The sequence below is a fragment of the Streptomyces sp. NPDC044063 genome (assembly GCF_056434285.1).
Genome location: NZ_JBWKFM010000003.1, coordinates 292628 through 300919, shown reverse-complemented (window position 1 = coordinate 300919; position 8292 = coordinate 292628). Strand labels below are relative to the sequence as shown.

General features: G+C 71.5%; 6 protein-coding genes. 2 read left to right on the top strand and 4 right to left on the bottom strand.

Features of this window, described 5'->3' with window-relative positions:
• Nucleotides 1-144: 144 nt before the first annotated feature.
• The 3 genes from AC07BS_RS06590 to AC07BS_RS06580 all read right to left on the bottom strand — a co-directional run bounded on the left by AC07BS_RS06590 (nucleotide 145) and on the right by AC07BS_RS06580 (nucleotide 2704).
• Nucleotides 145-867, bottom strand: coding sequence for a nucleotidyltransferase family protein (locus AC07BS_RS06590; protein ID WP_478646529.1), 723 nt, complete (start codon nucleotides 865-867; stop codon nucleotides 145-147).
• A 67-nt stretch (nucleotides 868-934) separates the two neighbouring features.
• The gene (locus AC07BS_RS06585) at nucleotides 935-1348 is read right to left on the bottom strand and encodes a hypothetical protein (RefSeq protein WP_478646527.1); all 414 of its coding nucleotides are present in this window, start codon (nucleotides 1346-1348) and stop codon (nucleotides 935-937) included.
• Nucleotides 1349-1579: 231 nt separating this feature from the next.
• Nucleotides 1580-2704 carry an ABC transporter ATP-binding protein gene (locus AC07BS_RS06580; protein ID WP_478646746.1) on the bottom strand — a complete coding sequence of 375 codons (1125 nt, stop codon included), beginning with the start codon at nucleotides 2702-2704 and terminating at the stop codon, nucleotides 1580-1582.
• Between the two features lie 280 nt (nucleotides 2705-2984).
• Between AC07BS_RS06580 and AC07BS_RS06575 the strand changes: the two genes are divergently transcribed.
• Entirely contained in the window at nucleotides 2985-4562 is a 1578-nt protein-coding gene (locus tag AC07BS_RS06575) for an MFS transporter (RefSeq protein WP_478930623.1), read from the top strand.
• Between the two features lie 75 nt (nucleotides 4563-4637).
• Here the strand turns inward: AC07BS_RS06575 and AC07BS_RS06570 are convergent, their stop codons facing one another.
• Nucleotides 4638-5744, bottom strand: coding sequence for an aminopeptidase P family protein (locus tag AC07BS_RS06570; RefSeq protein ID WP_478930621.1), 1107 nt, complete (start codon nucleotides 5742-5744; stop codon nucleotides 4638-4640).
• Between the two features lie 246 nt (nucleotides 5745-5990).
• Between AC07BS_RS06570 and AC07BS_RS06565 the strand changes: the two genes are divergently transcribed.
• A complete protein-coding gene (locus tag AC07BS_RS06565; protein WP_478646520.1) occupies nucleotides 5991-8150 on the top strand; it encodes an MMPL family transporter in 2160 nt (719 codons plus the stop codon).
• The last annotated feature ends 142 nt before the right edge of the window (nucleotides 8151-8292 follow it).

Below are 8292 nucleotides of genomic sequence, written 5' to 3'. Positions count from 1 at the left end.
AAACCCCCCCCCCCCAGATGTTCCGACGGGGGAGGGGGTTCAGGATCCCCCCCCCCCCAACCCCCCCCACCCCCCCCCCCCCGTCCCCCCCCCCCCCCCGCCCCCCCCCCCCCCACCGGCGTTCGTGCTTTTCCGGCGGGGCCCTCAGCGGGCGAGCTCCTTCGCGGCCTCCGTCAGGTCCTTGGCCGTGTCGATGGCGCGCCAGTACGCGCCCTGGGGGAGCGGGAAGCCGGCCAGCCGCCGCTCGCGCGCCAGCCGGGGGAAGGTGGTCCGCTCGTGGTCGCCGCGCTCCGGCAGCAGGTCCGTGAAGCCGGGGGAGAAGACGTAGACGCCCGCGTTGATCAGGTAGGGCGAGGGGGGCGCCTCGATGAAGTCCAGGACGTGGCCGAACTCGTCGGTCTCCACCGCGCCCCAGGGGATGCGCGGCCGGGCCAGCGCCAGCGTGGCGGTGGCGTCGCGCTCGTGGTGGAAGGCCGCCATCTCGCGCAGCGAGAAGCGGGTCCAGATGTCGCCGTTCGTGGCGTACCAGGGCTCGTCGGGGCGGGGCAGCGAGGCCGCCGCGTGCCGGAGGCCGCCGCCCCGGCCGAGCGGCTCCTTCTCGACCACGGTGGTCACCCGGAGCGGCAGATCGGCCGACACGAGCCAGTCCTGGAGTACTTCGGCGAGGTGGCCGCAGGAGACGACGGCGTCGGTGACGCCCTCGGAGGCCAGCCAGGCGAGCTGGTGGCCGATGATCGGGACCCCCGTGCCGGGGATCTCGACCATCGGCTTGGGACGGTCGTCGGTGTACGGGCGAAGCCGTGAACCCTGGCCTCCGGCCAGGATCACGGCTTGCGCGGGGTACGGGTAGGGCTGGGTGCCGGTCATGCTCCGCACGATATGCCGTGCCGCGAGCGGACGTGCGGCCGGTGACCGGGCCGGCGCCCGGGGGCCGTCAGTGGCCCTGGGCGACGCCTGTGGCGTAGGCGGTGTCGCACACCGGGCGGGCGAAGGACTGGGCCTTGCGCGGGCCGAACTTGGCGACCGCGGCCTTGCCCAGCGCCTGGGCGATGGCCACGCAGTGCTGGGCGAGCGAGGGGCGGCCGTTGGTCGCCTCCTGCAGGTGCGTCAGCGCGACGCCGGGGTTCTTCTCCTGGAGCTCGCTCAGCAGCCGGTCGCGCAGCACCTCGTGCGGCGCCCGGGCGGTGGCGACGGTCGAGGCGTTGCCGGAGGACGCGGTGAGGACCTGCGACTCGGCGTTCGGTGCCGCCCAGGGAACGCGCGTTACCGCGAGAGTCCCCGAGAGCACGAGAACGACCGGGAGGACGAGAGCGAGGGTTCTGCCGATGCGGCGGGCGGCCTGGTTCATGCCGCAGATGGTAGCGAGGCGTAATGACGCGGCGACATTTAGTCACCCGGTCGAGTGATGCCGCCGCGCCTGTATGGAGGTGTGAAGTTGACGTACGGGGGTCGAAATGCGGGGTGTGCCGGGGTATTTACCCGGGCTCCGGGCGGTGCCCCGGGCGGTGGCCCCTCATGCCTCCGGCGCCCCGTACGTCAGCCTTTCGGTCGGCGCCCGGTCAGTCGCCGTCAGTCGCCGTCAGTCGCCGATGCGCTCGCCGGAGGAGGTCGAGAAGACGTGGAGCTCGCCCTGGCGCGGGACCACGTGGAGCACGGAGCCCTTCTCCGGGACGTCGCGGCCGCCCACGCGGACCACGATGTCCTTCCGCTCGCCGCCGACCTCGGCGGTGCCGTAGACGTAGCCGTCGGCGCCCAGCTCCTCGACCACGTTCACCGTGACGGCGACACCGGCGGGGGCGTCCTTGCTCAGCGAGCCGGCGGAGCCGCCCGCGGCGACCACGTCGAAGTGCTCCGGGCGGACACCGACCGTGACCGTACGGTCGCCCTTGTCGGCGGCGGCGGTCAGGGCGTCACGGGCCACCTGGACCACACTGTTGCCGAACTTCACGCCGCCGTCGGTGATCGGCACCTCGACGAGGTTCATCGCCGGGGAGCCGATGAAGCCCGCCACGAAGAGGTTGGCCGGGCGGTCGTACATGTTGCGCGGCGAGTCCACCTGCTGGAGCAGGCCGTCCTTGAGCACGGCGACCCGGTCGCCCATGGTCATGGCCTCGACCTGGTCGTGGGTGACGTAGACGGTGGTGATGCCCAGGCGGCGCTGGAGCCCGGCGATCTGGGTGCGGGTCTGCACGCGCAGCTTGGCGTCCAGGTTGGACAGCGGCTCGTCCATGAGGAAGACCTGCGGCTCGCGGACGATCGCGCGGCCCATGGCCACACGCTGGCGCTGGCCGCCGGAGAGCGCCTTGGGCTTGCGGCCCAGGTACTCGGTGAGGTCCAGGATGCGGGCCGCGTCCTCGACCTTCTGCCGGATCTCGGACTTCGGCACACCGGCGATCTTCAGGGCGAAGCCCATGTTCTCGGCCACGGTCATGTGCGGGTACAGCGCGTAGTTCTGGAAGACCATCGCGATGTCGCGGTCCTTGGGGGGCAGGTGCGTCACATCGCGGTCGCCGATGCGGATCGAGCCGCCGTTGACGTCCTCGAGTCCCGCCAGCATCCGCAGCGAGGTGGACTTGCCGCACCCCGAGGGGCCGACGAGGACGAGGAACTCGCCGTCCTCGATGGCGATGTCGAGCTGGTCGACGGCGGGCCTGTCGGAGCCCGGGTAGAGGCGGGTCGCCTTGTCGTACGTGACCGTGGCCATGGTGATGAATCCCTTCACCGGCAGGAACGTGCCGGACGATCCGAGTAGAGGGAGTGGTCCAGTCCAATCGGGCTGGGGCGCTGGTGACGCTACCCGCGCGGAAGCCGCTTGTCAGCAGGTCGCGGGTCACGAAAGGGGAAGCGTTCCGGAAGGCGGTCCGGAAGGCGTTCAGGGGGGCGCTCCGGCAAGCGCGCCCGACCCACCCGGCCTACCCTGGAGGGCGAGTTCCTGCACGCTACCGGCCCGCCGCGCCCGTGGCGGCCGTGAGGAGCGATGCCCCATGAGCTCCACCGGCGCGCCTCCCGTACCGTCGTCCGCCGTCCCCGGCGCCGACCCCCGCCGCTGGTGGGGGCTGGTGGTCATCGCCCTCGCCCAGCTGATGGTCGTCCTCGACGCGACCGTCGTGAACATCGCCCTGCCGTCGGCGCAGCGCGAGCTCCACATGTCCGACACCGACCGGCAATGGGTGATCACCGCCTACACCCTCGCCTTCGGCGGGCTCCTGCTGCTCGGGGGCAGGATCGCCGACCTGGTGGGACGCAAACGGACGTTCATTGTGGGGTTGGCCGGCTTCGCCGTCGCCTCGGGCCTCGGCGGCGCCGCGCAGGCCGACTGGCAGCTGTTCGGCGCCCGGGCGCTCCAGGGCGTCTTCGCCGCACTGCTCGCGCCCTCCGCGCTGTCCCTGCTGACGACGACGTTCACCGACCCCGCCGAGCGCGGCAGGGCGTTCGGCGTCTACAGCGGCATCGCCGGCGCCGGAGCGGCGATCGGCCTGCTCGCGGGCGGGCTGCTGACGGAGTACCTGGACTGGCGCTGGTGCCTGTACGTGAATGTGCCCATCGCCCTCGTCGCCGGCCTGGGCGCCGTCTGGCTGCTCCACGGCCACCGGCCCGCCCACCGGCCCCGGCTGGACGTCCCCGGGGTCCTGCTGGCCTGCTCGGGCCTCGTGGCCGTCGTCTACGGGTGCAGCGAGGCGGAACCGCTCGGGTGGGGCAGCGCGCGCGTCCTGGGCCTGCTGTGCGGCGGTGCGGCCCTGCTGGTGGCGTTCGCCTGGTGGCAGACCAGGGCGCCCAGCCCGCTGCTGCCGCCGGGCGTCATCCGCTGCCGCGCCCGCGCCGGGGCGTTCCTGACGCTCGCCCTCGCGGTCATCGCCATGTTCGGGATGTTCCTGTACATGACGTACTACTTCCAGGGCGTCCTGGGGTACAGCCCCCTCGAAGCGGGGCTGGCGTTCCTGCCGCTGTCCGGCGTCATCATCGTCACGGCCACACAGATCTCGGCACGCCTGCTGGAGCACCTGCCGCCGCGCATGATGATCACACCGGGCGCGGTGCTCTGCTCGATCGGGCTGTTCCTGCTGACGACCCTGCCGGTGCGCGCGTCGTTCGCCGCGCACGTCCTGCCCTCCGAGGTGCTGTTCGGCGTGGGCATGGGGCTGATCTTCGTCGCCGTCATGGACACCGCCACCCGGGGCGTCGCCGCGGGCGACGCCGGCGTCGCCTCCGCCACCGTCAACACCTCGCAGCAGGTCGGCGGATCGATCGGGACGGCGCTGCTCAACACCATCGCCACGGCCACCGCGGCGAGCTACGTCGCCGCGCGCCTGGGGCCCCCGGCGGCGGGCGGGCCGCCGCCCACGGCCGCCGTGCGCGACGCCGTCGTCAAGAGCGGCGCCGTCCACGGCTTCCACGTCGGGCTGGCCTGTGCGTCCGGCATCATGCTGCTCGCCGCCGCCGTCTCCTGGACGGTGATCGACGCGCCCGCGCCCGGACGGCGCGGGCAGGGCGTCCCGGACGGGAGCGCGCCCGCGTACGACCCCCACCGGATGCGGGCCGTGCGCCCCGACTCGGAATTCTGAATTCCGCGGCGACGGGGGCGCTTCGGGCGGGAGGTGCTTCGGGCGGGGGGCGCTTCGGGCGGGTACCGCCGGTCCTCAGGACACCGTCCGCAATTCCCGATCGGTGTTGTTCAACCGTCGGCCGCCCGACTCCGTGCACACCACGATGTCCTCGATGCGCACACCGAAACGACCCGGCAGATAAATCCCCGGCTCGATCGAGAAACACATTCCCGGCACCAGCGGCAGGTGCTCGCCCTCCACCATGTACGGCGGCTCGTGCGTCGTCACACCGATTCCGTGCCCCGTCCGGTGGATGAAGTACTCCCCGAAACCCGCCTTCCGGATCACCTGGCGCGCCGCCCGGTCGATCTCCTGGCACGCCACCCCCGGCCGCACCGCCTCGAACGCCGCCTGCTGCGCCTCCCGCACCACGTCGTGGACCTTGCGCTCCTCCGCCGTCGGCTCACCCACATGGACCGTACGGGTGGTGTCGGAGCCGTAACCGCCCTTCAGCCCGCCGAAGTCCATGACGACCATGTCGCCGTCCTCGATCACCCGATCGCCCGCCTCGTGATGCGGATTGGCGCCGTTCGGGCCCGAGCCGACGATCGTGAAGTCGACCTGCTCATGGCCGTTCTCGCGCAGCAGCCGGTCCAGGTCGGCGGCCACCTCCCGCTCCCGGCGCCCCGCGAACGGCAGGTCCACGACGGCCTCGTATGTGGCGTCGGCCGCCGCGCCCGCGGCCGCCATCCGCTCCAGCTCGTACGCGTCCTTGACCGCCCGCAGCATCGGCAGCGCCTCCGTCAGCGCGCCGTACGCGGCACCGGGCAGCGTGCGCTGAAGAGCGAGGAGGTGCAGCGCCCAGGCGTTGTCGGAGACGCCGTAACGGCCGTGCGGTTCGAGCTCGTTGGCCACCTCGGTGTACGGATCCACGCCGTCGGTCCAGCCCGCGATCGTCAACGCCCCGGCACCGGGCGAGTGTTCGGCGTCCGGGCGTTCCAACTGCGGTACGATAAGGAGGGGTTTGCGCCCCGGGAGCAGGACCAGCGCCGTCAGGCGTTCGGTGACGGCCGGCGGGTCGTAGCCGCACAGCCACGTGAGGTCCGGACCCGGCGTGACGACCAGGCCCGACAGGCCACCCTGCGCCGCCGCACGGACGGCGCGTTCCATGCGCGCGGCATAGAAATCCACATCGCTCATGGGGGCAGCGTAATCCCGCTGGAGGCGGTCGGCAGGACGGTCTCTACCCCACGGGTGAGAGCCCCTCCTCCCCAGGGTTGAGAGGCTCCCCACCCCAGGGCCGATTTCCCCCTGATTCCCCCGGAAATCGTTGTGCGCGCGGAACTCGGCTGACTAGCGTGTTCATGCCCGTGCTGCACGCCCGCACGACCCATACGAACTCCCCACGCCGATGGCGTGAATTCCCAGTGAAGTTGAAGGAGCACCATGTTCCGACGAGTCGGGCGGTTCGCCGTCCACCGGCCCTGGCTCACGATCGCGGGCTGGATCATCGCAGCCGTGGCCTTAGTCATGCTGGCGCCGGGACTGAAGTCCACCACCGACGAGACCGAGTTCCTGCCCTCGCACTACGAGTCCGTGCGGGTCGGCAACCTCCAGCAGAAGGCGTTCCCGCAGACCGAACAGCCCGCCGCCATCGCCGTCTTCCAGCGGTCCGACGGCGGTGCGCTGACCGACGCCGACAAGCGGGACGTCGCCAAGGTCGCCGCCGGTCTGGAGGGCAAGCACCGCGAGAAGATCGCCAAGGTGGTCACGGGCCCGCAGGCCGTCTCGCCCAACGGTCGCATCGCCCTGGCCAATGTCATCGCCACCACCAAGAACGCCTACGACGACAAGCTGCCCGACTCGATCAAGAAGCTCCGCGAGGACGCCAAGCCCCTCCTCAAGGAAACCCACTTGAAGATGGGCGTCACCGGCGCGGCCGCCAGCAACCTCGACTCCCGTGAGTCCTCCGGTGACACCGACGCCATGATCATGATGGCGACGCTCGTTCTGATCGTTGTGCTCCTGCTGGTCATCTTCCGCAGCCCGCTGATCGCGATCCTGCCCGTCCTGATCATCGGCGTGGTCTTCGCCGTCGCCCTCGGCCTCATCGGCACCGCCGCCGACCTGGGCGGCCTCAAGGCCGACAGCTCGATCTCCGCGATCCTCATCGTCGTCCTCTTCGGCGTCGGCACCGACTACATCCTCTTCCTCCTCTTCCGTTACCGCGAGCACCTGCGCGCCGGCCAGGAGCCCAAGCAGGCCCTCGTCGACGCCGTCGCCAAGGTCGGCGAGACCATCGCCTCTGCCGCCGGCGCCGTCATCGTCGCCTTCCTCGCCCTGCTGCTGTCCACCATGGGCATGATGCGGGCCATGGGCCCCTCGCTGGCGATCTCCGTCGCCGTGACGCTCGTCGCGGCCCTCACGCTGGTGCCCGCCGTCTTCTCGCTCCTCGGCACCAAGGCCTTCTGGCCCTCCAAGGCGTGGAAGAAGACGCCGAAGAACCGTTTCGCGAACGCGGTCGGCGGCGCCGTCTCCCGTCGCCCCGCCCTCATCGCCGTCCTCTCCACCGCCGTCCTGGCCGTCCTGGCCGTCGGCACCTTCAGCTTCAAGGCCGAGTTCGACACCTCGAGCCAGATGCCGCAGAAGCTGGAGTCCGTCCAGGCCATGAAGGACATGCAGCGCGGCTTCTCCGCCGGCCAGTCCGACCCGGCCATGGTCTACCTCCGCTCCAAGGACGGCTCCCGCCTCGACAAGGCGGAGCTCGACGCCTACCGCACCGAGCTCGCGAAGATCGACGGCGTCGGCCAGGCGGCCCCCGCGGTCACCAACCCCGACGGCACCGTCGCCCAGTACAGCGTCGTCCTCAAGTACGGCCCGACCGCCGACAAGGCCATCGAGCTCGCCGGCGGCCCGCTGCGCGACGCCGCCCACAAGGCCGCGCCCGACGGCACCGAGGCCCTGGTCGGCGGCACCTCCGCCGTCCTCTCCGACGTCAAGGAAGCGGTCGCCCACGACTACCGCGTGGTCTTCCCCGTCGCCGGCCTCGCGATCATGGTCATCCTGGGCCTGCTGCTCCGCAGCCTCGTCGCCCCGCTGTACCTGATGATCGCCGTGGCCCTCGGCTTCGGCGCCACCCTCGGCTCCACGGTCTGGCTCTTCCAGGACTACAAGGGCGAGAACGGCCTGCTGTTCATGCTGCCGGTGATCGTCTACCTCTTCGTGGTGGCGATCGGCACCGACTACAACATCCTCATGGTCGCCCGGCTCCGCGAGGAGGTCCGGCGCGGCATCCCGGCCCGCGAGGCCATCCGCACCGCGGTCGCCCAGTCGGCCCCGACGATCAGCTCCGCCGCGATCATCCTCGCCGGCACCTTCGGCGTCCTGATGCTGGCCGACAACTCCATGCTCCAGCAGATGGGCTTCGCGGTCGCCTTCGGCATCCTGCTCACCGCCTTCGTCATGGCGATGCTGCTGGTCCCGACGGTCACCTCGCTCCTGGGCCACAAGGCCTGGTGGCCGGGCCACCAGGACGCCCCGCGCCCGGACGCCACAGAGCCGGTCACGCCCGCCCACGAGCTGGCGGGGGAGACGGTCAGGCGATAGCGAGGACGTCTGCCCGAGCGCAGCGAAACGGCCCTCCAGGATAGCCCGGGGGGGTGTGTTTCCTGGCGGCGATGGGGGTTTTTTTGGGGTGCTCTTTTGAAGCAAACATAAACCCCAGATGGCCAAACGACCCCCCCCCTAC